Origin of the sequence: Methylorubrum thiocyanatum (assembly GCA_014138645.1) — a bacterium.
Taxonomy (GTDB): Bacteria; Pseudomonadota; Alphaproteobacteria; order Rhizobiales; family Beijerinckiaceae; genus Methylobacterium; species Methylobacterium thiocyanatum.
On record JACJIB010000001.1, the window covers coordinates 634335 to 661225 of the forward strand.

Consider the following 26891-nt stretch of genomic DNA (forward strand, 5'->3'; position numbering starts at 1 on the left):
CCGGGGCTCACGCCGCGAGGTCCGGCTCCCTCCGGATCAGCCGGCGGGCCTCCGCGGCGGGAGCCGGGCGGCCGAACAGGTAGCCCTGAACCTCGCCGCAGCCCTCGGCCCGCAGGTGCGCGAACTGGGCTTCGGTCTCGACGCCTTCGGCCACGGTGACGATGCCGAGGCTCGCGCCGAGGCCGATCACCGCCCGCACGATCGCCGTCGAGTGCGGATCGTCGCCGAGCCGGTTCACGAAGGAACGGTCGATCTTGATCGTGTCGAAGGGGAACCGCTGCAGGTAGCTCAGCGAGCAGTAGCCGGTGCCGAAATCGTCCATTGCGATCCGCACGCCGAGTTGACGCAGGGCGTGGAGCGTCGCCACATTGGCCTCGCTCGCGGCCAGCAGCACCGATTCCGTGACCTCCAGTTCGAGCCGCTGCGGCGCCAGCCCCGAGAGGGCGAGCGCTTCGCGCACCGTCGCCACGAGCCCGGGATCGCGAAACTGCACCGGCGAGAGGTTGACCGCGACGCGGATCGGATCGGCCCAGAGGCTGGCCTCGGCGCAGGCCTGCCGTAGGACCCAGGCGCCGATCGGCACGATCAATCCGGTCTCCTCGGCCAGGGGCACGAAGTCGGACGGGGGAATCGCGCCCTCGACGGAATGCTGCCACCGCAGCAATGCCTCGAAGCCCAGGATCTCCCGTGAGCGGACGCCGAGGACGGGCTGATAGGCGAGGGTTAGTTCGCCCCGGGCGAAAGCCTCGTGCAGGTCGGTCTCCCTTCGGCGCCGGGACCGGGCCCAGCTGTCCATCGCCGCCTCGAAGCCATGGGCGACGCTACCGCCCTCCGCCTTGGCCCGATACAGGGCGAGGTCGGCGTTGCGCAGCAGGATATCGGATTCCGTTCCGTGCTCGGGCAGGCGGGCGAAACCGACGCTTACCCCGATCTGGCACTCCCGGTCGCCGAGCCGGATGGGGCGCGACAGCGCCTCGATGATCCGGCCGGCGATGGTGTCCACGGTCGCCGCGTCGGGATTGCGCAGCAGCACGGCGAATTCGTCGCCGCCGAGCCGGGCGACCAGATCCTCCCGGCGCAGGCAGGCCGTGATCCGCTCCGCCACCTGCCGGAGCAGCGCATCGCCCGCGGGATGGCCGAGGGTGTCGTTGACGAACTTGAACTTGTCGAGGTCGAGGCACAGCAGAGCGGCCGCGACGCCGGTGCGGGCGTGCTCGGCGATCGCCTCGGCGAGACGGACGGCGAACAAGGCACGGTTCGGCAGGCCCGTCAGCGCGTCGTGGTGGGCCATATGGGTGATGCGCGCCTCGGCGCGGCGCTGCTCGGTCACGTCGATGGCCGCCCCGAGCACGGCCGGCCGGCCCTCGAAGGCGAGGGAGCGCTCGAACAGCGTCACCTCGATCATCGATCCGTCGGCCCTGAGATGGCGGTGCAGGCCTCCGTCGCGGGAGAGGCCGGGGGCGCCGGCCTCCGACAGGTCGGGCAGGCGCCGGGCCAGGAACGCCTCACGGTCGAACCCGTAATGGGTGATGGCCGCCTCGTTCACCGCGACGAACCGGGCCGTCTCCCCATCGACGAGCCACATCGGCAGGGGATTGTTCTCGAACAGGAACCGGAACGAGGCCTCCCGCGCCTTGATGTCCCCGATATCGGTCATGGCGACGGCGATGAGGTCGCCGATCGCCCGCGCTTCGACCTTCAGGTGCAGGACCGTCCCGTCGGAGCGCGGGGAGGCGAGTTCGAAGACCGCCCGATCGGAGCGACCGAGAATCCCGGCCAGGAGCCCCGTCACGCCGAGCCGCGCCGGGACGAGCGCGCCGAGGCGCTGCCATTGCAGGGTTGCGATCGCCCGCCCGAAGATCTCGGCGGCGCCCTGATTCGCGGCGACGATCTTGAAGTCGACGACCGCGCCCTCGGCGTCGCGGATGGCGCCGACCGCCATCAGGCCCTGGCCGGTCGCGCCGAACATCGCCTGCATCAGCTCGGTGCGGACCGCGTCGCTGTCCACATGGATGAGGAGAAGGGGGGTACCGCCGCCATCGGCGAGGGGAACCCCGACCAGACCCCAGGTGGTGACGATGCCGTCGGTGATGCGGTCGCAGCGCGCGCTCGCCGGCTCGCCGCTGCGCAGGGCCCTGACGGCGATCTCCTCGACCGGACGGCGGATCTCCTCGGGCAGGCCGGCGAGGGGCCGGTCGTGGATCTCGTCCTCGAACCAGTCACGGAATCCCGGGCCGCCCCAGAGGATGCGCTCGGCCCGGCCGTCCCGGGTGGTGACGAGGGCGCAGCGGTCGGCCAGGCGGCCGAGCCTGCCCAGGACGACGTCGCTGTAGCCGGGCATCGCTCCGGGCCGGGTGCGGCTGCTGCGCCAGTGCTGGATCAGCGCGGCGGCTTGCGCGCCTGATGTCGGGATGGACAAGCGAAGGCCGTGCTCCGGGAAGACCGAGGCACGGCATAAGTGGCGTTCGTTGAAGGGAAGTATATGAGCCGGCTATTCGGGCCGGATCGAAGACGCGTCCCGCTCCCGGTCAGTAGAAACCGGCCGGTCGCGGGATCTGTCGGGCTTATTGTTCCAGCAGGCGCCGGGCGATCACCTGCGCCTGGATCTCGGCGGCACCCTCGAAGATCGAGAGGATGCGCGCGTCGCACAGCACGCGGCTGATCGGATATTCCAGCGCGAAGCCGTTGCCGCCGTGGATCTGCAGGGCGTTGTCGGCGGCTGCCCAGGCGACGCGGGCGCCCAGCAGCTTGGCCATGCCGGCCTCGAGATCGCAGCGCTTGCCCTCGTCCTTCTCGCGGGCGGAGAAGTAGGTGAGCTGGCGGGCGATGTTGATCTCCACCGCCATCATCGCGAGCTTGTCGGCGACGCGGGGGAACTCCACCAGCGCCTTGCCGAACTGCACCCGCTCCTCGGCGTAGCGCAGGCCGATATCGAGCGCCGACTGGGCCACGCCGATGGCGCGCGCCGCCGTCTGGATGCGGGCCGACTCGAAGGTCTGCATGAGCTGGGCGAAGCCCTTGCCCTCGATCTCGCCGAGCAGGTTGCCGGCGGGCACTTCGAACCCCTCGAAGGAGAGTTCGTACTCCTTCATGCCGCGATAGCCGAGCACCTCGATCTCGCCGCCGGACAGGCCCTCCACCGGGAAGGGGTTCTCATCGTCGCCGCGGGGCTTCTCGGCGATCAGCATGGAGAGGCCGCGATGGCCCTTCTCCTCCGGCTTGGTGCGCACGAGCACGGTCATGATGTCGGCGCGCACGGGGTGGGTGATCCAGGTCTTGTTGCCCGTGATCTTCCAGACGTCGCCCTCCTTCACCGCCTTGGTGCGGAGCGAGGCGAGGTCGGAGCCGGTGTTCGGCTCGGTGAAGACGGCGGTCGGCAGGATGTCGCCGGAGGCGATGCGCGGCAGGAAGCGCTGCTTCTGCTCCTCGGTGCCGCCGCACAGGATCAGTTCGGCGGCGATCTCCGAGCGGGTGCCGAGCGAGCCGACGCCGATATAGGCGCGCGACAGCTCCTCCGAGACCACGCACATCGCGGCCTTGGGCATGCCCATGCCGCCGTATTCCTCGGGGATGGTGAGGCCGAACACGCCGAGTTCGGCCATCTTCTCGACGATCGACATCGGGATGTAGGCGTTCTCGAGGTGCCACTCGTGGGCTTGCTCCACCACCTCGGCCTTGCCGAAGCGGCGCATCTCGGTGCGGATCGCCTCCATGTCCTCGTCGAGGCCCGAGACGCCGATGGTGGCCGCACCCGAGGTCGCGGCCTCGCGGATCTTGGCCACCAGCGCCGCGCGGTTGGCCGGGGTGTTGCCCTCGGCGATCGCCGCGTCGATGGCCGGCGTGCGCAGGGAGGCGAGTTCCGCCGCGGTGAAGCCGAGCGCGGTCGGGCGTACGATCTCGCCCTGGCTCATCGGGATGCCGCCGAACATCTGGTCGAGATATTCGCCGACGCCGATCTTCACGAGCAGCGCCTCGGTCTCGCCGAACGTGCCCTCGCCCTGCAGCCGCTCGGCGTAGTCGGCGAGTTCGCGCACCGCCTCGCCGTAGGTGGCGAGCCAGGACAGGCCGTGGGCGGCGTGCTGCTCACGCTCCAGCGCACCCGCGTCGAGCTTGCCCTCAGACCCCGTCACCCGCGCCTTCACGCGGGCGGTCGCCTCGGCGACGAGAGCCTTGGCGCCCGCGGCGGCGTCCTTGGCCAGGGCGACGAAATCGGTCGGATCGTTGGCGGGCTGGACGGCGGGGGATGCGGCCATGTGGGACTCTCTTCTCAATGCGCTCGGAGCCGAATCGGAGGCCGGTTCGGCGAGAACGAGCGCGGTTCTCAGGAAAGCGGTCTGTTGGTTTCTTTATAGGCAGGATCGCCGGCACAATAGTGGTTTCTCATCGCCGCATCCCCCGTCTTTAGGCTGAATTCATCATACGGTTCACCGTCTTGCACCTGTCTGAGGTCCGCTCGCGAGGCCGACGCCGGCCGCGGCCACCGCCATGCCGGCGATCTGCACCGGGGTCAGGGTTTCGCCGAACATGAGGTAGGCGATCACTGCCGAGACGGGCGGCACGAGGAAGAGCAGCGAGGCGACGCCGGCCACCGCGCCGCGCCGGATCAGCGCCAGCAGCAGCAGGATGCCGCCGACCGAGTTGACGAGGACCGACCACGCCATGCCGAGGCCGAGCGGCAGGCTCAGGGTCAGATGCGTCTCGCCCGCGACGAGCGCGAGCGGAATCGCGAAGGCGGTGCCGCCGACGAATTGCAGGCAGGCATTGGCGACGAGATCGGCGCCGGCCCCCCGTCGCTTCTGCCACAGCGTGCCGGCGGTCATCGCCAGCATGGCGGCGAGCGAGACGGCGAGCGCGTCCGGCGGGATGCCGGCGCCATCGACCGCCCCGAGCTTCGGCCCGAGCACCAGCCCCGCCCCAAGGAAGCCGAGCCCGATCCCGGCCCAGCGCCGCGGCGTGACCCGCTCCCCGAGCAGCGGCTGCGAGACCGCCGCCGTCAGCAGCGGCTGGAGGCTGCCGACCAGCGCGGCGATGCCCGAGGGCAGGCCCCGATGTACCGACCAGAACACCCCGGCCACGTAGATGCCCTGCATCAGCACGCCCGCGACCATGCCGTCGCCCCAACCCGCGGCGCTTCGCGGCCAGCGGGCGCGCAAGACCAGCGCGAGACCCGCCAGGACGAGCGCCACCAGGGCGAGACGAACCGCGACGAAGGCCAGCGGTTCGGCATAGGGGGCGACGTAGCGCGCGGCGGCAAAGCCGCTCGCCCAGATCAGCACGAAGGCGGCGGGGATGAGGCTCGAGAGAAAGCGCGACATGGCGTCCGGCAGGCAGCACGCCACCGACCCTGTTGCAATCGGAGAAACCTGAGGGCGGCCATGCTCCGCCCGCACCCGAGATTGACGTGCCGCATGCGATGGCCCGTATGGAGCGGCCCGCCTCGACTCAGCCGCAGAAGCCGCAGCGACCCTTGAGCCGCCTCAGAAAGATCCTCGACGTGATGGGGCTGGCCGCGCAGCGCTTCGTCGCCCATGACGGCTGGGCGATCGCCAGCCACATCGCGCTGTCGATGCTGACCTCGCTGTTCCCGTTCCTGATCCTGCTCGCGGCGCTCGCCGGCCTGATCGGCACCAAGTCGCTCGCGGACGAGGCCGGTACGCTGATCTTCGACGCCGTGCCGCGGGAGGTGGCCAAGCCCATCGTCGGCGAAGTGCATCGCCTGCTCACCGAGCAGCGCGGCGGTGTCCTGACGCTGGGCGCCCTGCTCGCGCTCTACTTCTCCTCCTCGGGCGTCGAATCGCTGCGGGTCGGGCTCAACCGCGCCTACGGCATCCGCGAGATGCGGCCCTGGTGGCTCACCCGGCTCGAATCGATCGGCTACGTCGTCTGCGGCGCCTTCGCGATGTTGGCCTTCGCGCTCCTCGTCGTGCTCGGGCCGCTGATCTGGCGCCAGCTCGTCTTCGTGGCACCGGGGCTGGAGCCGCTGGCCCTCACCGTCGCCATCGGGCGCATCGGCGTCACCGCCTTCCTGATCGCGCTGGTGCTGGTGATCGCCCACAAATTCGTGGCCGCCGGGCGGCGCCCGGTCCTGTCGGTGCTTCCGGGCATCGCCGTGACGCTCGGCCTGTGGTTCCTCGCCGGCCTCGGCTTCGGCTACTATCTCGACCGGTTCTCGAACGCCTACGCCTCGACCTATGGCGGTCTCGCGACCGCGATGATCTTCCTCGTGTTCCTCTACTGGCTCGCGGCGATGTTCCTGTTCGGCGGCGAGGTGAACGGCACCGTCATCGCGGCGCGGCGCCAGCGGCTTCAGGCGCGGATGCGGGCGCGTCAGGCGGAGGCGGCGCGGGCGGCGAATCCGCTGCCATGATGTTTTCCGCGATCTCGCCCATCAGCTTGCGCTCGCGGGCGAGTTCCGCGAGCCGCTCAATCCGGATGCCGTGCGGCGGCAGGTCGATCACGAAGCGCTCGGCCATCTCGCCGAGGACGAAATCGGGCCGGACCGCTTCGAGATAGCGCCAGTCGATTCCCGTCGACCACAGGAAATGCACCTCGCGGAACGTGTCGGCGAAGAGCGCGGTGAGCGTCGCGATCGGGCTGTGCGGGGTGTGCTGCGCGTAGGAATCGCCGAAGATCACGAGGCAGCGCGGATCGGCGCGGGGATCGTCGTTGCGGAACACCGCGTGCGTGCCGAGATGGGCGTCGCCGCCGCGCCCGAGTGCCTCCATCTGCAACAGCAGATCGTTGGCGTGGATGCGCCGGGCCGCGCTCGCGAACGCGCTGCCCTCCGCCACCTCCGTGCGGTGGGGCGCGAACTTGCGGCCGAGATCCCCCGAGAAGGGAAGGGCGGTGTGCGCGCGTCTGGGCTCGATGTCGTCGCGCGGGGGCACGCCCATCCGCGACAGGATCGTGCGGTAGGCCAGCACACAGCCGTGATGGGTCCAGTGGGTGTCGGTGCGCAGATAGAGCGGCGGGCCGTCCCTTGCGGCCCGGAACGCCCCCGCGAGATCGACCCAGGCGCGGGCGCCCGGCGAGGCCGTGAGCCAGCGGGCGAGCCGCAGGGCCGGGGCGCGGGTGGGATCGAAGACGAGCCCCTCGGCCCGTTCGGGATAGACGGTGAGCTTTTCCGGGGCGAGGGCGTGGAGGTAGGTCGCGCCGAGCCGGGCGCAGCGCCGAACGCGACTCTCGATCATCCGCCGCCAGCGCCAGAGCGCGACCCGGGAGACGCCCGGCCGGCCGTACTGCTCCAGCACCCAGTTGTTGCCGCGGATCAGGAACAGCCAGCCGTCCCGGCCCTCGTACACGTCGGCGGCCGGGTCGGGGGCGGAGGTCATCCGCCGGTTCTAGCGGGTGGTCGGACACCCGGCCAGAAAAACTCTCTCCCGCTTCACGGGAGAGGGGCAGAGATAAGGTCAGCCGCCGAACAGCCGCTTGATGCCGGCGAGCAGACCGCCGCTGCGGGCGGCTTCCTGCGGCTTCGACTCGGACGCGGCCGGCGCCGGGGCGGAGGCCTTGGTCGCCGCAACGACGGTCTGGACCAGGCCGAGGGCGGCCGTGTCCGTGGTCTCGCGGTCGATCAGGATCAGGCTGCCGGTGTCGCGGTTCTCGACATACGGGTCGACTGCGATCTGACGGTCGAGGGTCAGGGTCACGTCGCCGATGTCGTTGACCGCGAGCTTGTCGGCCGGGCCGGCCTGTCCGGTCTCGGGATCGATCCGGCGGTGGACCGCCTTGACCACGGCGTTGACCGTCTGCGTGCCGACCTTCGCCCATAGGCTGGCACCCGGCGCGAGATCGGTCTCGGCCGCCCAGAACAGGCGCACGTCGAGGCTGTCGGTCAGCGTCAGCGGGGCGTCCGAGGTCGCGATCACCGCGCCGCGGGAGGCATCGACCTCGTCGGCGAGCACCAGCGTCACCGACTGGCCCTCGCTCGCCCGCTCCAGATCGCCGTCGGCGGTGAAGATCCGGGCGACCGTCGAGGTCTTTCCCGAAGGCGCGACGGTGACGGCATCGCCCGGCGCAACCGAGCCCGAGGCGATCAGCCCCGAAAACCCGCGGAAATCCGAATTCGGACGGTTCACCCACTGCACCGGCATGCGGAAGGCGGCGGCGCGCTCCTCCGACTTCACTGGCACCTCTTCGAGATAGCGCAGCAGTGGAACGCCATCGTACCACGTCGCGGCGGTGCCCGGCAGCACGACGTTGTCGCCGTTCTTGGCCGAGAGCGGGATCGCCCGCACCTCGGAAAAGTTCAGCGGCGCGGCGAAGGCCTGGAAGCCGGAGAGGATCGCGTCGAACTTGTCCTGCGACCAGCCGACGAGGTCCATCTTGTTGATGGCGAGCGCGACCCGGTGGATGCCGAGCAGCGAGACCAGCAGCGCGTGGCGGCGGGTCTGGCGGGTGAGGCCGTGGCGGGCATCGACCAGGATCACGGCGACGTCGGCGGTCGAGGCGCCGGTGGCCATGTTGCGGGTGTACTGCTCGTGGCCGGGGGTGTCGGCGACGATGAAGGAGCGCCGGTCGGTCGAGAAGAAGCGGTAGGCCACATCGATGGTGATGCCCTGCTCGCGCTCGGCCTGGAGGCCGTCCACCAGCAGCGCGAGATCGACCTCGGCGCCCTGCGTGCCGTGCTTGCGCGAATCGCGCTGCAGTGCCGTCACCTGATCGTCGAAGATCTGCTTGGTGTCGTGCAGGAGCCGCCCGATCAGGGTGGACTTGCCGTCATCGACCGAGCCGCAGGTGATGAAGCGCAGGACTTCCTTGGACTGGTGCGTGCGCAGGAAGGCGTCGTAGCCGAACGCTTCCGGAGACTGATGGATCGTCATCAGAAATAGCCCTCCTGCTTCTTGCGCTCCATGGCGCCGGCGCCGTCCTTGTCGATGACCCGGCCCTGGCGCTCGGACGTGCGGGCGGCGAGCGTCTCGCCGATGATCTCGGGCAGCGTCGCGGCCGGGCTCTCGACCGCGCCGGTCAGCGGGTAGCAGCCGAGCGTGCGGAACCGGACCTGCCGCTGCTGCGGGGTCTCGCCCGGCTCCAGGGGAAAGCGGTCGTCATCGACCATGATGAGCTGGCCGTCGCGCTCGACCACCGGACGCTCGGCGGCGAAGTAGAGCGGGACGATCGGAATGTTTTCCTGCTCGATATAGAGCCAGATATCGAGTTCGGTCCAGTTCGAGAGCGGGAACACGCGGAAGGACTCGCCGCGCCGCTTCTTGAAATTATAGAGGTGCCACGGCTCGGCGCGCTGGCGCTTCGGATCCCAGCGGTGCTGCGCGTTGCGCAAGCTGACGATGCGCTCCTTGGCGCGAGAGGCCTCCTCGTCGCGGCGGGCGCCGCCGAAGGCCACGTCGTACTTGTACTTGTCGAGGGCCTGACGCAGGGCCTGGGTCTTCATCACGTCGGTATGCACTTCGGAGCCGTGGCTCACCGGGCCGATGCCCTTGGCGAGCCCGTCCTGATTCGTGTGCACGATGAGTTCGAGGCCGAGTTCCTTCGCGCGCCGGTCGCGGAAGGCGATCATCTCGCGGAACTTCCAGGTCGTGTCGATGTGCAGCAGGGGGAACGGCAGGCGCCCGGGCGCGAAGGCCTTCAGCGCCAGATGCAGCAGGACGGACGAGTCCTTGCCGATCGAGTAGAGCATCACCGGGTTCTCGGCCTCGGCGACCGCCTCGCGGAAGATGTGGATGCTCTCGGCCTCCAGACGCTGGAGATGCGTCAGGCGGGTGCGCGCGGGCGCGGCGACGGCGGCGCTCATCAGACCAGTTCCCTTCTGTGTTCGCGTGAGGTCGCGGCGCTCGCCGGCTCCTCGAAGGCGGCGGCTTCCTGCCCCGGCGCCACGTCACCCTCCGGCCCGTGCAGGTGCAGGCCGCATTCCTTCTTGGATTCCTGCTCCCACCACCAGCGGCCGGCGCGCTCGTCCTCGCCGATCTTCACGGCGCGGGTGCAGGGCGCGCAGCCGATCGACGGGAAGCCGCGATCGTGCAGCGCGTTGTAGGGGATGAAATTGTCGCGCACGAAGCGATCGACGTCGGCGCGCGACCAATCGGCGAGCGGATTGACCTTGATCAGCCCGCGGCCCTCGTCGGCCTCGGCGAGCGGCGTGTCGGCCCGATTCGCGGATTGCCCGGCGCGAAGCCCGGTGAACCACGCCGCCGCGCCGGCGAGCGCCCGGCCCAGCGGCTCGACCTTGCGGAAGCCGCAGCAGGCCTGCCGCGCGGCCACCGAATGGCGGAAGCCGTTGATGCCCTCGCGCGCGACGAACTCTTCCTCCGCGACGCGCTCCGGCGCGTAGGCGCGGATGCGGATGCCGTAGGCGGCCTCCGTCTCGACCCAGACGTCGTAGGTCTCGGGGAAGAGCCGGCCGGTATCCAGCGTCACGATCTCCGTGCGGCCCTTGTTCAGGGCGAGCGCGTGCGTGAGCGCCTGATCCTCGATGCCGAGGCTGGTGGTGAAGACGAGCCGGCCCGGGATGCGGTCCTCGACGAGGCGGATGCGCCCCCGGAGGTCCAGCCCCGCCATCTCGCTGGCGAGGTCCCCGGCCGCCCGGACGAGGGCAGCGGTCATGTGCGTAAAATCGGATTGCCTGCTTGTCGGAGTTCTGAAATGTTCGCTATAACGAACGCTGTCAAGGCGTCGGGGCTGCCGCACACGCAATCCACCGCTGCGGCGCGAATGAACCGGCAACGGCCTGCCCCACGAATCGTTGCCTGCTTAGAAAAGATTCTTCTCGACACAGCCTGTGAGCGGGCCGGTGGCCCCGCACGCGGGAGCCGCCTTCGAGAGACCCTCCTCGCCACCCACTTCGGAGAGGCCGCCCTTGGACTCGATCGACCTGAAGATCCTCGCGCTCCTGCAGAAGGATGCCACGCTCTCCATCGCCGCCATCGGCGAGCAGGTCGGGCTGTCGCAGACGCCCTGCTGGAAGCGGATCCAGCGCCTTGAGGCCGACGGCGTGATCGACCGGCGGGTCGCCGTGCTCGACCCGGTGAAGCTCGGGCTCGGCCTCACCGTCTTCGTCTCCATCGAGACGGCGGACCACTCGAAGGACTGGCTGGAGCAGTTCGCCGGCCGCATCTCGGCGATGCCGGAGGTGCTGGAATTCTACCGCATGGCCGGCGACGTCGATTACATGCTGCGCGTCGTGGTGGCCGACATGGCCGCCTACGACACCTTCTACAAGAACCTGATCGCCACCCTTCCCCTCAAGAACGTGACCTCGCGCTTCGCCATGGAAAAGGTGAAGTCGACCACCGCCCTGCCGCTGCCGGCCCCGCCGCCGCGGGGGCGCGCCGAGCCGCGCCTCGCGGTGGTTGGAGAATAATCTTCCTTTTTGCGGCGCAACAACGAATAATCTCTTCTCTCTGCGGGGCGTTCTTTAAAACGGACGTTTCGACGTTGACAGCGGCGCTCCGGCGGACGACATGGCACCCACGATGTCCAGGCAAGCACTCCTCCCCCGCACGGCTCCGTTCGGAGACCAGGAACGGGCCCATCTCGACGCGGCGCTCGGCGCGGCGACGCCGATCCAGCGCGCGTGGCTGACCGGCTTCCTCGCCGGTCTCGACGCGGCTTCCGGCCAGCCGGCCGCGGCGGCTCCGGCCCCCGCCGCGCCCCCGAAGGCGGCCGAGCCGCTGACGATCCTGTTCGCCTCCGAATCGGGCAATTCCGAAAAGCTCGCGGGCGACGTGAGCAAGATCGCGCGCAAGCAGGGCTTCAAGCCGAAGGTCGTGGACTTCGCCGACCTCGACCTCGCCACGCTGCCCAAGGCCGGCAAGGTCATCGCCATCGCCGCGACCTGGGGCGAGGGCGAGCCGCCCGCCCGCGCGGTGCGGGCCTATGGCGAGCTGATGAGCGATGCGGCGCCGCGGTTGGACGGTGTGCAGTTCGGCGTCCTGGCGCTCGGCGATACCAGCTACGCGGAGTTCTGCGCGATCGGGAAGGCGCTCGATGCCCGCTTCGAGGCGCTCGGCGCCCAGCGCGCCTACGACCGCGCCGACCTCGACCTCGATTTCGACAAGCCGGCCGCCGACTGGATCAAGGGCGCGCTGAAGGCGCTGGCCCCGGCCGAGGCTCCGAGCGGCAATGTCGTGGCGGTCGATTTCCGCGCCGGCAGCGAGGACGAGGACGCCGAGGTCAGCCGCGACCCGGTGGTGGTCGAGGTGATCGACCACGTGAACCTCAACTCCTCGCGCTCCGACAAGGAGACGATCCACCTCGCCCTCGAATTCGAGGACGGAGCGCCAGCCTACGAGCCGGGCGATTCGCTGGAGATCTTCCCGGAGAACGATCCGCAGCTCGTGGACGAGATCCTGCGCGCGACCGGCCTCAGCGGCGACGAGGGTCTGCGCAAGGCGCTGCTGGCCGAGCGGGACATCACCACGCTCTCGCCGACCACGGTCGAGCGCTTCGCCAAGGCCACGGGCCATGCCGACGCGCAAAAGTTCGTAGAGAGCGGCGAGGTGAAGGCCTGGATCGAGGGCCGGCACCTGATCGACCTGATCGAGCGCTTCCCCGCCGAGCTGACCGCCGAGCACCTCAACACCGTGACCCGGCCGCTGCCGCCGCGGGCCTATTCCATCGCCTCCTCGCGCAAGGAAGTCGGCGACGAGGTCCATCTCACCATCGCCGCCGTGCGCTACGAGACCCACGGCCGCGCCCGCTCCGGTGTCGCCTCCGTGCATGTCGCCGACCGCATCAAGAACGGCGCCAAGCTGCGGGTGCGGGTGAAGCCCAACAAGCATTTCCGCCTGCCGTCCGACCCCGCGACCGACATCATCATGGTCGGCCCCGGCACCGGCGTCGCCCCGTTCCGCGCCTTCGTGCAGGAGCGCCGCGCCACCGAGGCCCCCGGCCGCTCCTGGCTGTTCTTCGGCGACCGCCACTTCACCCACGACTTCCTGTACCAGCTCGAATGGCAGGACGCGCTGGAGGACGGCTCGCTCGCCAAGATCGACGTGGCCTTCTCCCGCGACCAGCCGGAGAAGATCTACGTGCAGGACCGGATCGACCAGAACGCCGCCGAGGTGGTGGCGTGGCTCGATGGCGGTGCCCATTTCTACGTCTGCGGCGATGCCAAGAACATGGCCAAGGACGTGCGCGCCGCGGTGGTGCGGGCCTTCGAGAGCGTGAAGGGCCTCAGCAGCGCCGATGCCGAGGCGCATGTCGCGTCGCTGGAACGGGCGAAGCGCTACCAGCAGGACGTTTACTGAGCGCACGCCGTAAGCCCTCTCCCCTCTGCGGGGGAGGGTGGCCCCCGGAGGGGGCCGGGTGAGGGGAACCCGGCTTCCGGAGATTTCGCGGCGGGCGCGGCCAAGCTGCTCCGTCGCTCCCCTCTCCCGCCTCGCATCCGCGAGGCACTCTCCCCCGCAGAGGGGGGAGGGTCGAAGGTATCGGATCACCGCCATGGACGACCACAAGCCGATCGACACGCCTGACGGCCCCGCCGTGGACACGCCCGGCATCGGCGCGCACCGCTACGAGGCGCCGCCGACCGACCGTCCGATCACCGAGGCCGAGGCCGCGCGGGCCGCCGGGCTCGCGCATAACGAGCACCTGAAGATCGCCAGCCGCTACCTGCGCGGGGGCTTGGCCGACGGGCTCCTCAAGCACGCCACCGGCGCGATCTCCGAGGATGACGGCCAGCTCGTCAAGTTCCACGGCATGTACATGCAGGACGACCGGGACATCCGGGCGGAGCGCACCAAGAAGAAGCTCGAGAAGGCCTTCAGCTTCATGATCCGCCTGCGCATCGCGGGCGGCGTCGTGACGCCGAAGCAGTGGCTGATCCTCGACGACATCGCCACGACCTATGCCGGCAACGCGCTGCGCGCGACCACGCGCCAGACGTTCCAGTATCACGGCGTGATCAAGTCGAACCTCAAGCGCACCATGGCGGCGATCGACTCGGCGCTGCTCGACACCATCGCCGCCTGCGGCGACGTCAACCGCAACGTCATGGCGGCGACGAACCCGGCCCAGGCCGGGGCGCACAAGGCCGCGCTGCAGCTCGCCAAGGACATCTCCGACACCCTGCTGCCGAAGACCGGCGCGTGGCGCGAGATCTGGCTCGACGGCGAGCGCGTGGTCGGCGGGGAGGACGAGGCCGAGGTCGAGCCGGTCTACGGCAAGACCTACCTGCCGCGGAAGTTCAAGACCGTGGTGGCGGTGCCGCCCTCGAACGAGGTCGACATCTTCGCCCACGACCTCGGCTTCATCGCGATCCTCGACAAGAAGAACCGGGTGACGGGCTGGAACGTGACCGTCGGCGGCGGCATGGGCATGACCCATGGCGAGACCGACACCTTCCCGCGCACCGCCGACGTCCTCGGCTTCGTGAAGCCCGAGGATGCCCTGAAGGCGGCCGAAGCGGTGATGACGGTCCAGCGCGACTGGGGCAACCGGAAGAACCGCAAGAACGCGCGGCTCAAGTACACGATCGAGCGCTTCGGCCTCGACGCGTTCCGGGCAGAGGTCGAGAAGCGGATCGGAAAGAAGCTGGAGGCTCCGAAGCCCTTCACCTTCGAGAACAACGGCGACCGCTACGGCTGGGTCGAGGGCGAGGACGGGCGCCACCACCTGACGCTCTACGTGCCGTCGGGCCGGATCAAGGACATCGACGGCGGACCGCAATTTCTGTCGGGCCTGCGCCGTATCGCCGAGGTGCACGAGGGCGATTTCCGCCTCACCGGCAACCAGAACGTCATCATCGCCAACGTGCCGGCGGCCAAGCGCGCCGAGATCGATGCCCTGGTCGACGAGTACGGCCTGACTCGGGGCGCCTCGGCGATCCGCCGCAACTCGATCGCCTGCGTCGCGCTGCCGACCTGCGGCCTCGCGCTCGCCGAGAGCGAGCGCTACCTGCCCGACCTGCTCACCGAGCTGGAGGAGAGCCTCGCCCGCCACGGGTTGCAGGACGAGCCCATCACGATCCGCTCGACCGGCTGCCCCAACGGCTGCGCCCGGCCGTTCATCTCGGAAATCGGCCTCGTCGGCCGCGGCCCCGAGCGCTACCACCTCTATCTCGGCGCCGCCTTCGACGGCTCCCGTCTGAGCAAGCTCTACCGCGAAGACGTGCTCGCCAGCGAGATCAAGGACACGCTGGATCCGCTGTTCGCCGCCTATGCCAAAGACCGGCAGCCGGGCGAGCATTTCGGGGATTTCGTGATCCGGGCCGGCTTCGTGGCCAAGACCAGCAACGGGCCGGACTTCCACGAGCGGACGGGTCCGCTGCGAGCGGCCTGACGGCTTTTCTCAGGCGGACGGCCGGGGTGGATTCTCCGGCCCTGCGCGGCCGTCGCGGTGGTGGGGTCGCTTCAGACCGGCACCACCGCGACGTTGTCGATGAGCCGTGTCCGGCCGAGATAGGCCGCCACCAGCACCCGCGCCTCGCGCTCGGCCCGGGCCACGGGCGCGAGCGTCTGCGCGTCGCGCACCTCCAGATACTGCACCGGCCCGAACCCTGCCGCTTCCAGCGCGGCGATACCCTCGGCCACGAGCGGGGCGGCCTCGGCGCCGCGGGCGAGGCGCCCGGCCATGTCGGCGAGCACCGCGTGCAGGCGCGGCGCGGTTTCGCGCTCGCGCGGCGTGAGGTAGCGGTTGCGCGAGGACAGGGCGAGGCCGTCCGTCTCGCGGAGCGTCGGCACTCCCTCGATGGTCACCGCCAGATCGAGGTCGCGGACGACCGAGCGGATCACCTGCAACTGCTGAAAGTCCTTCTCGCCGAACAGGGCCACATCGGGTCGGACTTGGTTGATGAGCTTGGTCACCACAGTGGCGACGCCGGAGAAATGTCCGGGTCGGACCGCGCCGCACAGACCCTCCGCCGCCGGGCCGGGCTCGATGCGCGTCGAGAAACCTGACGGGTACATGGTCTCGACGGAGGGGAGCCACGCCGCATCGGCGCCAGCCCGCGAGAGCAGGCCGAGGTCGGTTTCCGTATCGCGGGGGTAGCGCGCAAAATCCTCGTTCGGGCCGAACTGGGTCGGGTTCACGAAGATGCTGACGACCGCCCGCCGGCCGATCGCCTTGGCATGCGCCACGAGCGCGAGGTGGCCCGCATGCAGCGCGCCCATGGTCGGTACCAGCACGATCCGGTCGCCGCCCTGACGCCACGCGTCGACCCGCGCGCGCAGGGCCTCAAGGGTGTCGAAGCGGAGGGTGGTGTCGGACATCGGGCGGCTCGGCATGGGGATACACGCGCGGCACAGGTAAGCCCCCCGGTCGCGGGACGCCAGCGTTTCACCCGCCGCTCATGGGCAGTAGCGCAGGGGCCGGTCGAACGGGTCGTCGTATCCGAGGCCGGGGCGGAAGCCGTAATAGCTCGGTTTGCCGAGACCGTATTCCGAGCCGACATAGCTCGGATCGTCCGGCGCGTTGGTCGGCACCGGGGCGATGCGCGGCGCGCAAGCCGCAAGACGTCGCGGCCGGAGCCGGGGCGGACCGTCGCTCAAGGCATCCCCGTCACCGCGGGGGAAGAAGCGCGGCGCCGGGAGCGGCCCGGCGGATGGACCCGGCTCGAACGGCGGCAGGTCGGCGGCGGCGGCGGACGCGCCAAGGAGGCCGACGGCGAGAAGGGCGCCGAGGGCCTGCTGCCAACCGCCCGTCATCGCATCGCTCTCCCGCTCCCACGCACGATGCCTCGCAGGTCATGGTGAACGGATCGTTACCGCTCACGCCCGCGGATAGACGATGACCGAGAGGTAGGTCATCGGCGTCTTGAGCAGTTTGGCCGGGCCGTGAAGGCCGTTCGAATCGAACATCAGCGCGTCGCCGGGCTCGAGGTGATAGTCCTGGCCCGAGTGGTGATAGATCACCTCGCCGGTCAGCATGTAGATGAACTCCGTGCCGATGTGGCGGAAGCTCGTATAGGCCTCGGCCTCGTCCTGCAGGGTGATGAAGTAGGGCTCGACCACCACGTCGCCGCGGATGCCGGCGCCGAGCAGTTCGTAGAGATGCCCGACCTTGGTGCCGCGCCGCTCGATCGGCACGCCCTGGCCGCGCTTCACGTGGCTGCAGTCGCGGGTCTCCTCGAAGGCGGCGAAGAGGGCGGTGATCGGCACGTTGAGGGCCGAGGCGATGGCGTTGATCGAGGCCAGGGAGGGCGAGATCGCGCCGTTCTCGATCTTGGAGATCATGCCCGGCGAGATGCCGGCGGCGCTCCCGAGATCGGCCACCGACAGGTCGCGCTCGCGCCGCAGCACGCGGACCTGATGGCCCAGCGCCTTTTCCAGGGGGCGCTCCTCGACGACCGGCGCGTTCGACGCTGTGTTCAGCATGGATCCCTGGCAACTCCTCACGCCGCTGCGGCGCGAAAATCATTATGGCGCAGGATTTCGAGGACGCCACCGGGCATGGTCGGGTGAGGACTGGCCGTGAGTGGAGACTACCATTTGGGATCGAGCGCGTCCGAGCCCACTTTTTCCGTATTGGTCATCTCCGGCAGGAGGCTCGCGGCTGCCCGCCGTATCCTCACGGGAAGCGCGGACAAATCATCCGCATCGAAGCGTCGGTTCGGGAGCCTCTCCGCCACCATCCCGGCGACGAGCTTGGCCTGAGCCTCGTCGCGCTGGCGCTTGGCCGGTTCCCGGTCTTCCCTGGTCGCCAGCCAAGCCTTGTGCAGGGCGAAGGCGCGTGGATCGGGCACCGACATCTCCAGCGGATATCCGCGATCGTCGATCACGACGACCCGGTCCTTCGGGCTGTTCACGAGCCAGGACAGTCCGTCGATCTCGACCGCGTGAAGATCGTCGTCACCCCCCAAGCAGGAGTGGCCAATATCCGCGAACGGGTTCTTGGAGACCGGCTTGATCAGATCGACCATGAAGCCGTCCCGGTTCACGGCACGAAAGCTTCGCCGGCCCATGAGCGTGAACGAATTGTCGGCCTTCCGCAGGAGGCCAAGTAGACCTTCGTTCGAGAGGCCGGGGGCGGCGATCTTGAGTTTTCGGCGTGCGTCGAGGAGCAAATCGACGTCGCCGGTTGCGACCAGACCACTGTCGATCCGAACTCCGGCCATGCGCTCATAGGCGTAGAGCGCATGGGTGCCGACGACATGGATTGCCCGCCCGAGCAGTCCCGATCCATCGAGTTGACGCAGCAGGCGCGCTCCGACCATCGGGATGCGACCGATCCCGAGCGCCCGGTTCACCGGGGACATCTCATCGAGCCGGTCCGCGAGACCGCGCACGAGATCACGCTGGCGCGTGCGTCCGCTCTGAAAGCTCTCGTAGATACGCTCGGTTTCGGGCGATTTCGGACCGAGTGAGCGATTGGCGCCGCGAAGCTTCCGATACAGGTAGGTCCTGCCCGCGACGGTCTTCCACGACATCGACCCGGCAAAGCGAGCGTCGAGTTGGCCACGCGCAACACGGTAGCCGCTGAAGACCTGCTCGACATCGATCATCTGACGGATTTGATCGTTCCGCAAGTCGCTGAAAAACATGGATTTAACCCCATCGACCGCGAAGGCGTGCCGACGAGGGTTAAATATGGCCCGCGGCTGCGAAAAGCGGAAGAGACCGGATCGAAACGGCTGTCGCGGGGGGCTTGACCCTGACCGCCGATCATCCGGTCTCTCGGGGGCAGCCCTGCTTCGCAGAGTGGTCGATGGCGTTGCTCCCGCCTTTGTAGTCGCCTCTCGGACGAAAGGTTTCGTGATCGCGCCGTTTCGAGCGAGCCTGATCGAGAGGTCGGGAGAGGTACTCTTCTTCCCAGAGAGCGGCGAGCGAAATGGCGAAGGGACCGGCGCTGTCCGCGCCGGTCCCTTCGCCGAGCCGTCCTCGATTCAAAAAATCCTAGCGTATCGTCCCGGATATCGGATCCGGGACGATACGCTAGGCTCTTGTTTTGGCAGCGTCTTTTTCCGAAAGCCGGCAGCCACCTTTCGGGACGCTGCTCTAGAACGGGATGTCGTCGTCGAGGTCGTAGTTCGGCTTGCCGCCGCCACCACCGCCACCGCCCGAGGAGGGCCGACGGTCGCCACCGCCGCGGCTCGAGCCGTAATCGTCGCGCCCGCCGCCGCGGTCGCTACCCCGGTCGCCGCCGCGGCTGATCTGGCCGCCGCCCTCGTCGTCACCCGCGAACTCGCCGCCGCCGCCGCGCCCGTCGAGAATCGTCATCTCGCCGCGGAAGCGCTGCAGCACCACCTCGGTGGTGTACTTCTCCGCGCCCGACTGGTCGGTCCACTTGCGGGTCTGGAGCTGGCCCTCGATGTAGACCTTCGAGCCCTTGCGCAGGTACTGCTCCGCCACGCGGGCGAGGTTCTCGTTGTAGATCACGACCGAGTGCCACTCGGTCTTCTCCTTGCGCTCGCCGGACATCTTGTCCTTCCAGGACTCCGACGTCGCGATGCGCAGGTTCACCACGGGATCGCCCGAGGCCAGCCGCCGGGTCTCGGGATCGCGCCCGAGATTGCCGACCAGAATCACCTTATTGACGCTGCCCGCCATCTCATCTCTCCATCCGATCCGATCTCACAGGGCTTTCGAGACGCCCGCGATGGCGGCGACTCTTGAGCGTGCCGCCCCATCTCGGCAAGCCATCCGCAGGGCTTGTGCACGCTAACCACCGGGTGCCGCGGCCATCGTGAATGTTCTATCTATGTTCCGCCCGCCCGGCAAGCGCGGTCGCGCCCGCCGGAGCCTGGATCTTGTCACGCCACCTTCACGACGAGCTTGCCGAAATTGGCGCCCTTGAGCATCCCGGCGAAGGCGGCCGGCGCGTTCTCCAGGCCCTCCACCACGTCCTCGCGCGCCTTGACCCGTCCGGCCCGGAGCCAGCCGCCGACATCCCTCAGGAAGTCGTCCTGCATCGCGGCGAAATCCCAGACGATGAAGCCGCGCAACGTCAGGCGCTTGGTGAGGATGGCACGCATCAGCACGGGGGAGCGGTCGGGGCCGGAGGGCAGTTCGCTCAGATTGTAGCCGGCGACGAGGCCGCAGACCGGCACCCGCGCGAAATCGTTGAGGAGCGGCAGCACCGCGTCGAACACCGCGCCGCCGACATTCTCGAAATACACGTCGATCCCGTCCGGGCAGGCGCGGGCAAGCGCATCGGGGAAGTCGTTGGCGCGGTGATCGACCGCCGCGTCGAAGCCGAGGGTCTCGGTGAGATAGGCGCATTTCTCCGCGCCCCCGGCGATGCCGACGGCGCGCGCGCCCTTGATGCGGGCGATCTGGCCGACGAGAGAGCCGACAGGCCCGGCAGCAGCCGCCACCACGACGGTCTCCTTCGGCTGCGGCCGGCCGATCTCCAGGAGGCCCGTATAGGCGGTCATGCCGGGCATGCCGAGGATGCCGAGGAACTGGCTCGGAGCGCCGTCGGCGGGATCGAGGCGGCGCAGGCCGCTTCCATCCGAGACCGCGAATTCCTGCCAGCCCGCATTGGCCAGCACGAGGTCGCCCTCGGCGAAGGCTGGGTTCTCGGAGGCGACCACCTCGCTCACCGTCTGGCCGACCATGACCTCGCCGATCTCGACCGGCTTGGCGTAGGACTTCGCCGCACTCATGCGCCCGCGCATGTAGGGATCGAGGGAGAGCCAGCGGGTCCGCAGCAGCACCTCGCCGGGTTGCGGCGCGGGGGTGCGGCCCTCCTCCAGGCGGAAATGTTCGGGCTTCGGCTCGCCGTGCGGGCGCGCGGCCAGCACGATCCGACGGTTGACGACTGCCATGGAGCGCTCCGGCATTGTTCGAGAGGGAACCCGGCAGATGGGTCGCGCGCTGGTTCCGGCAATGCATTGCGGAATGCAGACCGGCAATGGCGTGGAGGTCGGTGATGGCGTGGAGGTCGGTGATGGCGTGGAAGACGGCTGCCCTGGCGGCGGCGATGCTGGCGGCGGGCGGCCCGGCCGGGGCGGCGGGGGACGATCCGCTCGCGGGCTATCGCTGGAAGTCGCGGGTCCTTGTGGTGGCCGCGGGGGATGCGGGCGATGCCCGGCTCGCCGCGCAGCGCCAAGCCCTCGCCTCGGCGCAGACGGGCGCGTCCGAGCGTGACCTCGTCACCGTCGAAGCGGTGGGGAAGGGGGCGGAGGCCGCCGCCCTGCGCCGGCATCTCGGTCTGCCGAACGATGCCTTCCGGGCGGTGCTCGTCGGCAAGGACGGCGGCGCCAAGATCACCTCGGAGGAGCCGATCCCGCCGCAGCGCCTGTTCTCGACCATCGACGCCATGCCGATGCGGCAGGACGAGGCGAAGCGGCGCTGAGCCGCCCAAAGAGAAGGGGCCGTCAGCGGCCCCTTCGTGATTCCCGATGATCGTGCCGTCAGTAGCAGCGCTCGACCAGGACGCGGCGGTAGCCGTAGGGCGTCCAGGCCAGGCGCGGGACGGTGTAGCAGCCGCCGGCGTAGTACGGGTCGTATCCGACGGTGGTGTAGCCGTAGGGACCGCCCCAGCCGCCGTAACCGCCCCATCCACCGTAGCCGCCGTAGAGGCCGCCCGCGGCGAGACCCAGGCCGAGGCCGAGACCGACGCCACCGAGGCCGATGCCGCGCCGGTAGCCCCAGCCGCCGCCGCGCCAACCGCCGTAGCCGCCGCGCCAGCCGCCGAATCCGGCACCGCGATAGAAGCCGCCGCGGCCGGCAAATCCGCCGCCGAAACGCGGGCCGCCGAAGCCGCCGCCCCGGAACCCGCCGAACCCGCCACCGAAGCGCGGACCACCGAAACCACCGCCGCGGAAGCCGCCGCCGCCAAACCCGCCGCCGAATCCGCCGCCACGGAAGCCGCCGAAGCCCGGGCGGGCATCGGCCGTTGCCGGGATCATCATCAGCGCGCTTGCCATCACCGCCGATGCCAGAACAACCCTTTTCATCAGATCGTCTCCACCCGAGAGAGAACCATGCCATCCCCCCGTTCGCTTTGAACGTCCGACGGGAAAAATCGGTCCCTGCGACCTGTGGTCCTGAAGGCCGGCTCGCGCTTTCGGCGGCGGCGATCCCGGCGATCGTGAAACCTGCATCGGCCGCTTGAATGCTGCCATGCTTTCGCGCGAGGAGGGCGCATACGGCCGAGCCTGTCCTCGTCGGGCCGCCGCCACACAGGAACCGCCCGCCCGTGACGCGCCGCCTCGCCGTTCTCGTCCTCGCCCTCCTACCCTGCCTTCTCCTTGGCCCGCTCGCCGCCGTGTCGGCCCAGGCACAGCCGGCCGCTGCGAAGGGGCCGTGCCAGCCGGTGGAGTTCGAGGGGCAGCCTTACACCGTCTGCACCGTCGATCTGCGGCGCGAGCGGGTTCGGCTGTTCTGGCTCGGGACGGACGGGCTGCCCTACGGCTCGCTGTCCAGCCTCGCTGAGCGGCAAGGGGGGCGCCTCGGCTTCGCGATGAATGCCGGCATGTACGACAAGGGGCAGGCCCCGGTCGGGCTCTATGTCGAGGACGGGCGCGAGCTGAAGGGCGTCTCCACCGCCAACGGGCCGGGCAACTTCCACCTCAAACCGAACGGCGTTTTCTACGTGAAGGGCGACCGCGCCGGGGTGCTCGACACTCCCCGCTACCTGCGCGCCAAGCCGGCGCCCGACTTCGCCACGCAATCGGGGCCGATGCTGGTGATCGAGGGCAAGATCCATCCGAAGATCTCGACGGACGGCCCGAGCCAGAAGATCCGCAACGGCGTCGGCGTGCGCGACGGCGGGCGCGTGGCGGTGTTCGCGATCTCGGAGCGGCCGGTGACCTTCGGCGCCTTCGCCCGCCTGTTCAAGGACAACCTCAGCTGCCGCAACGCGCTGTTCCTCGATGGCAGCGTATCGAGCCTCTACGCGCCCGGCCTCGGCCGCTCGGATCTCAGCCGGCCGCTCGGGCCGCTGGTGGGCGCGGTGGCGAAGTAGCGCCTTCCGAACCACGCCCTCATCCCGAGGTGCCGCTGTCGCTCCGCACCGGAGGATGAGGTTCGAGGCTGGGAGAGGGGCGCTATCGCTGGCCGAAGGCGGCGCTCTTGAACAGGTCCTTGTACTGGTGCGGCTGGCTGCGCCAGTACTGCTTCGGCGCCCGCACCTGCGCCCCGAGTTCGGCCGCGGCGTGCCAGGGCCAGCGGGGATCGTAGAGCATCGCGCGGGCGAGCGAGACCGCGTCGGCCTTGCCCTCGGCGAGAATGGCTTCCGCCTGCTGCGGCTCGGTGATGAGGCCGACGGCGATGGTGGTGAGCCCGGTCTCCGCCTTGATCCGATCGGCGAAGGGCACCTGATAGCCCGGTCCCACGGGGATCTTCTGCGCCGTCGAGAGGCCGCCGGTCGAGACGTGGATGGCCGCCGCGCCGCGGCTTTTGAGGGCGCGGGCGAGTTCCAGCGTCTGGTCGAGATCCCAGCCCTCCTCGACCCAGTCGGTCGCCGAGACGCGCATCCAGACCGGCTTGCCCGCGGGCACGGCCTCGCGCACCGCCTCGAAACATTCGAGCGGGAACCGCATCCGGTTCTCCAGGCTACCGCCGTACTGGTCCTCGCGGCGGTTGGAGAGCGGCGACAGGAACTGGTGCAGCAGGTAGCCGTGGGCGCCGTGTAGTTCGACGGCGTCGATGCCGAGCCGCATGGCCCGCTTGGCCGTGGCGACGAAGCCCTCGCGCACCCGCCGCAGACCCTCCGCGTCGAGGGCGTGGGGCGGCGCCTCGCTCTCCGCATGGGGGATCGCCGAGGGCGCCTCGGTCTGCCAGCCGTCGGCGGCGTCCGGGGCGATCTGCGCGCCGCCCTCCCAGGGGGCGCGGCTCGACGCCTTGCGGCCGGCATGGTTGATCTGGATCGCCACCGGGATCGGCGCGGTGCCGCGCACCGCGCCGAGCACGCGGGCCAGCGCACGCTCGGTGGCATCGTCGTAGAGGCCGAGATCGCCGGGCGAGATCCGCGCCTCCGGCGAGACCGCCGTCGCCTCCAGGGTGAGGAGCCCGGCGCCCGATTGCGCGAGCTGTCCGAGATGCATCAGGTGCCAGTCGGTCGCCGCACCCGCCAGCGCCGAGTACTGGCACATCGGCGCGATGATGATGCGGTTCTCGAGCTCCAGGTCATCCAGGCGCAGGGGCTCGAACAGGCGGGCGGACATCGGCGGGCTCCGGGAGCGGTGGCGGCAATCGGCGGCCTATCTGGGATATGCGCGTCCCGGCCACCAGCCCGGAACCGCGCATGAGCCATCCCGGATCCGCGCACCCTTCCCCCGGCGCCCGAGGTCTCCATCTCACCCCCTGCGCTCACCCCCTGCGCGCAGCGGAAGGATCGTTCGGGATGGGATTGCTGGTCGAGGGCGCGTGGCACGACAAGGGCTACGACACCGCCAAGTCCGGCGGGCGCTTCGAGCGCTCGGCCGCCGCCTTCCGCAACTGGGTGACGCCGGACGGCAGCCCCGGCCCCTCGGGCGAGGGCGGGTTCAAGGGGGAGGCGGGGCGCTATCACCTGATCGTCGCGCTCGCCTGCCCCTGGGCGCACCGCACCCTGATCGTGCGCCGACTGAAAGGGCTGGAGGCGGCGATCTCCGTCTCGGTGGTCTCGCCCTACATGCGCGAGGAAGGCTGGGTGTTCCAGCCCGAGGACGAGGGCGGCGTGCCGGGCGCGACCGCCGATCCGCTGTTCGGCGCCAAGCGCCTCTACGAGATCTACGTCCGGGCGAAGTCCGATTATTCCGGCCGGGTCACGGTCCCGGTGCTGTGGGACAAGCAACGCACGACCATCGTCTCGAACGAATCGGCCGAGATCATCCGCATGCTGAACGGCGCCTTCGGCGCGGGCGGGCCGGACCTCTACCCGGAGGCCCTTCGCGCGGACATCGACGCGATCAACGGGCGCGTCTACGACCGGGTCAACAACGGCGTCTACAAGGCGGGCTTCGCCACCACGCAGGAGGCCTACGAGGACGCTTTTTCCGCCCTGTTCGCCGAACTCGACGGGCTCGAAGACCGCCTCGACCGGCAGCGCTACCTCTGCGGAGCCTCGCTGACGGAGGCCGATATCCGCCTGTTCACCACGCTGGTGCGGTTCGATGCGGTCTATGTTGGGCACTTCAAGTGCAATCTGCGCCGGGTCGCCGACTACCCCAATCTCTCGAACTATCTGCGCGACCTCTACGCCCTGCCGGGCGTGGCCGGGACGGTGAACCTCGACCACATCAAGCGCCACTATTACGGCAGCCACGCGGGCATCAATCCGACGGGCATCGTACCGCTGGGCCCCGAACTCCATTTCGCTGCGCCCAACGATCGCGCCCTGCGCTTCGGCGGTTGAACCGCCCAGCGTCCCGAGGAATACCCATCGCGAAAGAACGGCACCGGATGCCGATCAGGAGGAACACCACGCCATGACGATCCGCTCGCGCGCTCCGCTTCTCGCGCATTTCGCTCTCGCGTTTTCGGGCCTGCTCGCCGCCGGCCCGGCCTCGGCCCAGCAGGCCGAGGTGAAGATGTCCGGCCAGTGCGAGCGGCTGGTGATCGGCGGCCTCGACATCACCCAGAACTGCAAGGAGCAGCTCGTCAACACGGTCTCGCGCGGGCGCACGACCTTCGACTTCGCCGCCTGGGACGGCCAGTCCCTGAGCTTCAGCGGGGCCGGCGCGCAGCACGAGCAGACCGAGGAGACCGAGCAGCTCCAGCCGATCAGCCTCGTGGTGCCGGGTATGAAGAATGCGGAGGGCATCGTGCGCAGCCCCGCCCCCGCGGTCGGCTCCTGCAAGTTCTCCAGCCCGGAGCCCGGCAAGACCCGGATCGCCTGCGAGGCCACCTCGCAGGGGAAGACCTATGCGGGCGTGTTCGTGACCGATACCAAGTCGGATGCCAAATCCGGCGCGAAGACGGATGCGAAGCCCGGTCAGGATGCCGCGCCCGACGCCGCCAAGGATGGGTCCGCCTCGCCCAAGCCTTGAGCCGGGAGCCCGCGCGGGGATCTCCGAAAACGTCTGGTCAGGTGCGTCGCGAAGCCCCATGTAACGGGCCGGTGCGCAGCACAATTGCGGCGCACGCATCGCAGTGCGTTTCACGATTTCCGAGGGCTCCATGCTCGAAGCCAACGCCGCCGCCCCCGCCGACGGCCTCATCAAGGACACCACCACGGCGGGGTTCCGGCAGGACGTCATCGCCGAGTCGATGAATCAGCCGGTGATCGTCGATTTCTGGGCACCGTGGTGCGGGCCGTGCAAGCAGCTCACGCCGGTGCTCGAGAAGGTGGTGCGGGCCGCCGGCGGCCGGGTGAAGCTCGCCAAGCTGAACATCGACGAGCATCCGGGCGTCTGGCAGCAGATCGGCCAGCAGCTCGGCCTGCAATCGATCCCCGCGGTGATCGCGATCGACCGCGGCCGTCCGGTGGACGCCTTCATGGGGGCCGTGCCGGAATCCGAGGTGCGCGCCTTCGTCGATCGCCTCGCCGGCCCGTCCGAGATCGATCAGGTGCTCGAGGAAGCCGCCGCCGTCGCCTCCGCCGGGGATCTCGCCGCGGCGTCCGAACTCTACGCCGCGGTGCTGCGTGAGGAGCCGGAGAACCTCAAGGCCATCGCCGGGCTCGCCAAGACCCAGCTCGAACTCGGCGAGACCGAGAACGCCAAGCAGGTTCTCGCCATGGTGCCCGAGGCCAAGGCCGACGACCCGCTGCTCGCGGGCGTGCGCGCCGCCCTCGAACTCGCCGAGCAGGCCGGGAGCCTGGGCGATCTCGCCGGGCTGCAGCGGCGCATTGAGGCCGATCCCAACGACTTCCAGGCCCGCTTCGACCTGGCGCTGGGCCTCAACGGGGCCGGCAAGCGCGACGAGGCGGTCGATCAGCTCGTCGCCATCGCCCGGGCCGACCGGAACTGGAACGAGGACGCCGCGCGCAAGCAGCTGCTCCAGTTCTTCGAGGCCTGGGGCCTGATGGATCCGGCCGCGATCCGCGGGCGGCGCCAACTCTCGACGCTGCTGTTCTCGTGAACCGGGATCGCCGCACGGTCAGCAAGGCGATCACCGCCCCCGGAG

24 protein-coding genes are annotated in these 26891 nt (G+C 69.7%); 9 read left to right on the forward strand and 15 right to left on the reverse strand.

Going from position 1 to position 26891, the window contains the following annotated elements; genetic code table 11:
* Positions 1-7: 7 nt before the first annotated feature.
* From HNR51_RS02965 to HNR51_RS02975, 3 genes are all read right to left on the reverse strand, one after another.
* The gene (locus HNR51_RS02965; protein ID WP_182553910.1) at positions 8-2419 is read right to left on the reverse strand and encodes a putative bifunctional diguanylate cyclase/phosphodiesterase; all 2412 of its coding nucleotides are present in this window, start codon (positions 2417-2419) and stop codon (positions 8-10) included.
* A 145-nt stretch (positions 2420-2564) separates the two neighbouring features.
* A complete protein-coding gene (locus HNR51_RS02970; RefSeq protein ID WP_182553911.1) occupies positions 2565-4253 on the reverse strand; it encodes an acyl-CoA dehydrogenase family protein in 1689 nt (562 codons plus the stop codon).
* A gap of 171 nt (positions 4254-4424) precedes the next feature.
* Entirely contained in the window at positions 4425-5315 is an 891-nt protein-coding gene (locus HNR51_RS02975) for a DMT family transporter (protein WP_012454083.1), read from the reverse strand.
* Between the two features lie 107 nt (positions 5316-5422).
* Here HNR51_RS02975 and HNR51_RS02980 point away from each other — a divergent pair, with 107 nt between their 5' ends.
* Positions 5423-6367, forward strand: a complete 945-nt coding sequence (locus HNR51_RS02980) for a YihY/virulence factor BrkB family protein (protein ID WP_041371299.1) — start codon at positions 5423-5425, stop codon at positions 6365-6367.
* Here HNR51_RS02980 and HNR51_RS02985 read toward each other — a convergent pair.
* The 4 genes from HNR51_RS02985 to HNR51_RS03000 all read right to left on the reverse strand — a co-directional run bounded on the left by HNR51_RS02985 (position 6282) and on the right by HNR51_RS03000 (position 10560).
* Positions 6282-7331 (reverse strand): alginate O-acetyltransferase AlgX-related protein, encoded by a 1050-nt coding sequence (locus HNR51_RS02985; RefSeq protein ID WP_182553912.1) that lies wholly within the window; start codon positions 7329-7331, stop codon positions 6282-6284. The two genes, HNR51_RS02980 and HNR51_RS02985, sit on opposite strands and share 86 nt — an antisense overlap.
* Positions 7332-7409: 78 nt before the next feature.
* Positions 7410-8822 (reverse strand): sulfate adenylyltransferase subunit CysN, encoded by a 1413-nt coding sequence (cysN, locus tag HNR51_RS02990; RefSeq protein ID WP_182553913.1) that lies wholly within the window; start codon positions 8820-8822, stop codon positions 7410-7412.
* On the reverse strand, positions 8822-9751 hold the full coding sequence (cysD, locus tag HNR51_RS02995) for a sulfate adenylyltransferase subunit CysD (RefSeq protein WP_141951331.1): 930 nt from the start codon (positions 9749-9751) through the stop codon (positions 8822-8824). The genes cysN and cysD overlap by 1 nt, the downstream gene beginning before the upstream one ends.
* Positions 9751-10560, reverse strand: coding sequence for a phosphoadenylyl-sulfate reductase (locus tag HNR51_RS03000; RefSeq protein WP_182553914.1), 810 nt, complete (start codon positions 10558-10560; stop codon positions 9751-9753). The genes cysD and HNR51_RS03000 overlap by 1 nt, the downstream gene beginning before the upstream one ends.
* A 253-nt stretch (positions 10561-10813) precedes the next feature.
* Here HNR51_RS03000 and HNR51_RS03005 point away from each other — a divergent pair, with 253 nt between their 5' ends.
* The 3 genes from HNR51_RS03005 (at position 10814) to HNR51_RS03015 (ending at position 15237) form a co-directional block, all read left to right on the forward strand.
* Complete coding sequence (locus HNR51_RS03005) at positions 10814-11317, forward strand: Lrp/AsnC family transcriptional regulator (protein ID WP_133089335.1); 504 nt, start codon at positions 10814-10816, stop codon at positions 11315-11317.
* 112 nt (positions 11318-11429) lie between these two features.
* The gene (locus tag HNR51_RS03010) at positions 11430-13205 is read left to right on the forward strand and encodes a diflavin oxidoreductase (RefSeq protein ID WP_182553915.1); all 1776 of its coding nucleotides are present in this window, start codon (positions 11430-11432) and stop codon (positions 13203-13205) included.
* 193 nt (positions 13206-13398) lie between these two features.
* A complete protein-coding gene (locus tag HNR51_RS03015) occupies positions 13399-15237 on the forward strand; it encodes an NADPH-dependent assimilatory sulfite reductase hemoprotein subunit (RefSeq protein ID WP_182553916.1) in 1839 nt (612 codons plus the stop codon).
* A 71-nt stretch (positions 15238-15308) separates the two neighbouring features.
* Here the strand turns inward: HNR51_RS03015 and panC are convergent, their stop codons facing one another.
* The 6 genes from panC to curA form a co-directional block, all read right to left on the reverse strand.
* Complete coding sequence (gene panC / locus HNR51_RS03020) at positions 15309-16166, reverse strand: pantoate--beta-alanine ligase (protein ID WP_182553917.1); 858 nt, start codon at positions 16164-16166, stop codon at positions 15309-15311.
* A 78-nt stretch (positions 16167-16244) separates the two neighbouring features.
* Positions 16245-16601, reverse strand: coding sequence for a hypothetical protein (locus tag HNR51_RS03025; RefSeq protein ID WP_182553918.1), 357 nt, complete (start codon positions 16599-16601; stop codon positions 16245-16247).
* Between the two features lie 63 nt (positions 16602-16664).
* A complete protein-coding gene (locus HNR51_RS03030; protein ID WP_012454094.1) occupies positions 16665-17270 on the reverse strand; it encodes a helix-turn-helix domain-containing protein in 606 nt (201 codons plus the stop codon).
* Positions 17271-17377: 107 nt separating this feature from the next.
* Positions 17378-18436, reverse strand: coding sequence for a GSU2403 family nucleotidyltransferase fold protein (locus tag HNR51_RS03035; protein ID WP_182553919.1), 1059 nt, complete (start codon positions 18434-18436; stop codon positions 17378-17380).
* A gap of 454 nt (positions 18437-18890) precedes the next feature.
* A complete protein-coding gene (ssb, locus tag HNR51_RS03040; protein ID WP_141951337.1) occupies positions 18891-19442 on the reverse strand; it encodes a single-stranded DNA-binding protein in 552 nt (183 codons plus the stop codon).
* 203 nt (positions 19443-19645) lie between these two features.
* The gene (gene curA / locus HNR51_RS03045) at positions 19646-20662 is read right to left on the reverse strand and encodes an NADPH-dependent curcumin/dihydrocurcumin reductase (RefSeq protein ID WP_152276984.1); all 1017 of its coding nucleotides are present in this window, start codon (positions 20660-20662) and stop codon (positions 19646-19648) included.
* A gap of 122 nt (positions 20663-20784) precedes the next feature.
* Between curA and HNR51_RS03050 the strand changes: the two genes are divergently transcribed.
* A complete protein-coding gene (locus HNR51_RS03050) occupies positions 20785-21192 on the forward strand; it encodes a DUF4174 domain-containing protein (protein ID WP_182553920.1) in 408 nt (135 codons plus the stop codon).
* A 58-nt stretch (positions 21193-21250) separates the two neighbouring features.
* On the opposite strand, the gene HNR51_RS03055 is transcribed toward HNR51_RS03050, so the two are convergent.
* A complete protein-coding gene (locus tag HNR51_RS03055) occupies positions 21251-21796 on the reverse strand; it encodes a hypothetical protein (RefSeq protein ID WP_012454099.1) in 546 nt (181 codons plus the stop codon).
* A 242-nt stretch (positions 21797-22038) separates the two neighbouring features.
* Here HNR51_RS03055 and HNR51_RS03060 point away from each other — a divergent pair, with 242 nt between their 5' ends.
* Positions 22039-22806, forward strand: coding sequence for a phosphodiester glycosidase family protein (locus HNR51_RS03060; RefSeq protein ID WP_182553921.1), 768 nt, complete (start codon positions 22039-22041; stop codon positions 22804-22806).
* Between the two features lie 82 nt (positions 22807-22888).
* On the opposite strand, the gene HNR51_RS03065 is transcribed toward HNR51_RS03060, so the two are convergent.
* Positions 22889-24007: an NADH:flavin oxidoreductase/NADH oxidase gene (locus HNR51_RS03065; protein ID WP_182553922.1), complete on the reverse strand. Its 1119-nt coding sequence runs from the start codon at positions 24005-24007 to the stop codon at positions 22889-22891.
* Between the two features lie 179 nt (positions 24008-24186).
* Between HNR51_RS03065 and HNR51_RS03070 the strand changes: the two genes are divergently transcribed.
* The 3 genes from HNR51_RS03070 (at position 24187) to HNR51_RS03080 (ending at position 26846) form a co-directional block, all read left to right on the forward strand.
* Positions 24187-25179: a glutathione S-transferase family protein gene (locus HNR51_RS03070; protein WP_182553923.1), complete on the forward strand. Its 993-nt coding sequence runs from the start codon at positions 24187-24189 to the stop codon at positions 25177-25179.
* A 73-nt stretch (positions 25180-25252) separates the two neighbouring features.
* Complete coding sequence (locus tag HNR51_RS03075; RefSeq protein WP_012454103.1) at positions 25253-25813, forward strand: hypothetical protein; 561 nt, start codon at positions 25253-25255, stop codon at positions 25811-25813.
* 130 nt (positions 25814-25943) lie between these two features.
* Positions 25944-26846, forward strand: a complete 903-nt coding sequence (locus HNR51_RS03080; protein WP_012454104.1) for a thioredoxin family protein — start codon at positions 25944-25946, stop codon at positions 26844-26846.
* Positions 26847-26891 lie beyond the last annotated feature (45 nt).